Source organism: Bradyrhizobium sp., from assembly GCF_016462955.1.
Taxonomy (GTDB): Bacteria; Pseudomonadota; Alphaproteobacteria; order Rhizobiales; family Xanthobacteraceae; genus Bradyrhizobium.
Map to the genome: position 1 here is coordinate 1 of NZ_JAEMSD010000743.1, position 2522 is coordinate 2522.

3 protein-coding genes and 1 tRNA gene are annotated in these 2522 nt (G+C 62.6%); 3 read left to right on the plus strand and 1 reads right to left on the minus strand.

Going from position 1 to position 2522, the window contains the following annotated elements:
• On the minus strand, nucleotides 1-700 hold a 700-nt coding region (locus tag JHD07_RS37705), incomplete at its 3' end, for an N-formylglutamate amidohydrolase (RefSeq protein ID WP_291631423.1).
• 331 nt (nucleotides 701-1031) lie between these two features.
• On the opposite strand from JHD07_RS37705, the gene cpdR reads away from it, so the two are divergent.
• The 3 genes from cpdR to JHD07_RS37720 all read left to right on the plus strand — a co-directional run.
• Complete coding sequence (cpdR, locus tag JHD07_RS37710; RefSeq protein WP_007597092.1) at nucleotides 1032-1391, plus strand: cell cycle two-component system response regulator CpdR; 360 nt, start codon at nucleotides 1032-1034, stop codon at nucleotides 1389-1391.
• A gap of 75 nt (nucleotides 1392-1466) precedes the next feature.
• Nucleotides 1467-1541: transfer RNA gene (locus JHD07_RS37715), tRNA-Val, on the plus strand.
• A gap of 257 nt (nucleotides 1542-1798) precedes the next feature.
• On the plus strand, nucleotides 1799-2522 hold a 724-nt coding region (locus tag JHD07_RS37720; RefSeq protein WP_291631445.1), incomplete at its 3' end, for a glucan biosynthesis protein.

Genomic DNA, 2522 nt, shown 5'->3' on the forward strand with positions numbered 1-2522 from the left:
AATGCTCGGTGATGAAGCCACCGGCATAGGGCTTGTTGCGGCCGATCGAATAGCCGAGCCCGCTCATGGTTTCCTCGACGCGATCGGGCAGCAGCGGCGTGCAACTGGTGCCGTAGCGGTCGCCGATCACGACGTCGGGCCGGCGCGGCTCGTCCCTGCTGACGCCGACCGACGGCATCGAGTGGCAGTCGACCAGCACCACGGTGCCGAACATCTGGTGCACCTTGTTGATCAGCCGGCGCAGCGCGCGATGGTAGGGCTTGTACAGCGTCTCGATCCGGCCCAGCGCGTCGTCGACCAGGATGCGTTCGCGATAGATCTCCTGGCCGTCGCCGACCACGCGCGGAATGGTGCCGAGGCCGCCGGCGACCCGCATCGAACGTGTGTTGGCGAAGCTCGGCAGCCGCCCGCTGAACATGCGGGGGTCGAGCTCATAGGGCTCGCGGTTGACGTCGACATAGGAGCGGGGAAAGTTGACCCGCACGGTCGGAAAGCCCCGCTCGCTCAAATGCCCGATCAGCTCGTCCATGAACGAGTCTTCCGAGCGCCGCAGCGTCGGCAGGTCGATCCGCGAGGCAGCCAGAAATTCGTCCGGATAGATCGAGCCGGAATGGGGCGAGTTGAAGATGACGGGCGCGCGCCATTCGGCAGGCTCGAAGATCTCGAAGGCGGGCGACATGTCGCCGTCAAACCGGGTCATCTTCTCAGGCTTCGTCCCTTCGCGCCGGGATCCGGCAGGGGCCGGATCGCATCGATTCGGCCGATCGAGCGGCTCTTATGTGTCCTCATTGTCCGGAATCGCAACCATTCTGCCAAGCGAAAAGATGCGATGGTCATTTGGAACAGATCTTAACCTTGCAGGCAGGGAGGCGGGGACATGCCCGGGCAGCTCGATTGCTTCGCGCCGCTTTCGGGTTCACAAGAGTGCGGTCGCGCCGCCGGCCCAGGGTAAAGATTTTCACCCCAAATTTACCGTCTGTCGGGCTTAGTGACCTCTGCTGATATCCTCTGGGGATGCGACGATTCCTGCCATGCCAAAGATCCTGCTCGCCGAAGACGACAACGACATGCGCCGCTTCCTGGTCAAGGCGCTGGAAAACGCCGGTTTTCAGGTCTCGTCCCACGACAACGGCATGGCCGCCTATCAGCGGCTGCGGGAAGAGCCGTTCGAGATGCTCCTCACCGACATCGTGATGCCCGAGATGGACGGCATCGAGCTCGCCCGACGGGCTTCGGAACTCGACCCAGACATCAAGATCATGTTCATCACCGGCTTTGCCGCGGTCGCCTTGAACTCGGATTCGGATGCCCCCAAGAACGCCAAGGTGCTGTCCAAGCCGGTGCACCTGCGCGAATTGGTCAGCGAAGTGAACAAGATGCTGGCGGCCTGAATCGGCCCCCTTCCGTCCTTGCGCCGGCTCCCTTGAGCCGTTATAGGGACCCCACCCGACACAAATGGACTATTAGGGCACGTAGCTCAGCGGGAGAGCACTACCTTGACATGGTAGGGGTCACAGGTTCGATCCCTGTCGTGCCCACCATCTTCTTCGATGATTTCGGCGCCCTGCGCCTGAGGCTTGAAGAAGTGGTTTCGACGAGATGTCCATGTCCGCGCGGGCTGCCCCATTGAGATTGGGTTGGTGCCCGAATTCGGGCGTCACTCCGAAGGCACGCACAGGGCCGCTTGCTCTGCTCGATCGGCGCTACGGCCCTGGCATATTTCTCTATATCGCAACCTGTGGAACTCGCGGGCGCGGCGGCCGTTGCTTGGCCGCGGCAGCAGGAGCGAGGAGAACGCGTGAACCGACGCCAGCTTGTTCAAGGGTCGGCAGCGCTGCCGGCGTTGCTGCTCGCATCGCGAAGCGGTTTTGCCGCCGCTCGCGCGTCGGAGGACGCATTCGGATCGTCCACGGTAAGGGATCTTGCCCGTATGCTGGCCGGGAAGCCGTACGAGGCGCCGGACGAGAAGCTGCCGGGTGGATTGCAGGAGATCGACTACGATCAGTATCGTTCGATCCGCTACTTGCCCGAGCGCGCGCTCTGGCGCGGCACGAAGCTTCCCTTCGAAGCGCAGTTCTTCCATCGCGGCTTTCTCTACAAGAACAGAGTGAACATCTTCGAGGTCGCGGACGGAAAGGCAACCGAGCTCAAGTATCGCAAGGCGGACTTTTCGTTCGGTGAGAAGGTACCGGCGTTCGATGATGCCGATCTTGGGTTCGCGGGCTTCCGCATACACGCGCCCATGAACCGCGCCGAATATTACGACGAAGTTTGCGTCTTTCTGGGCGCGAGCTACTTCCGGGCCGTGGCCAAGGGACAGACTTACGGACTTTCCGCCCGGGCACTTTCGATCGACACCGGCGAAGCCAAGGGCGAGGAGTTTCCGCTCTTCAAGACCTTCTGGCTCGAGCGACCGGCGCCGGGTGCGACCTCGCTGGTGATCCATGCCCTGCTCGACAGCAAGAGCTGCGCAGCGAGCTATCGATTCACGGTGCGGCCAGGGGACACCACGGTTTTCGACG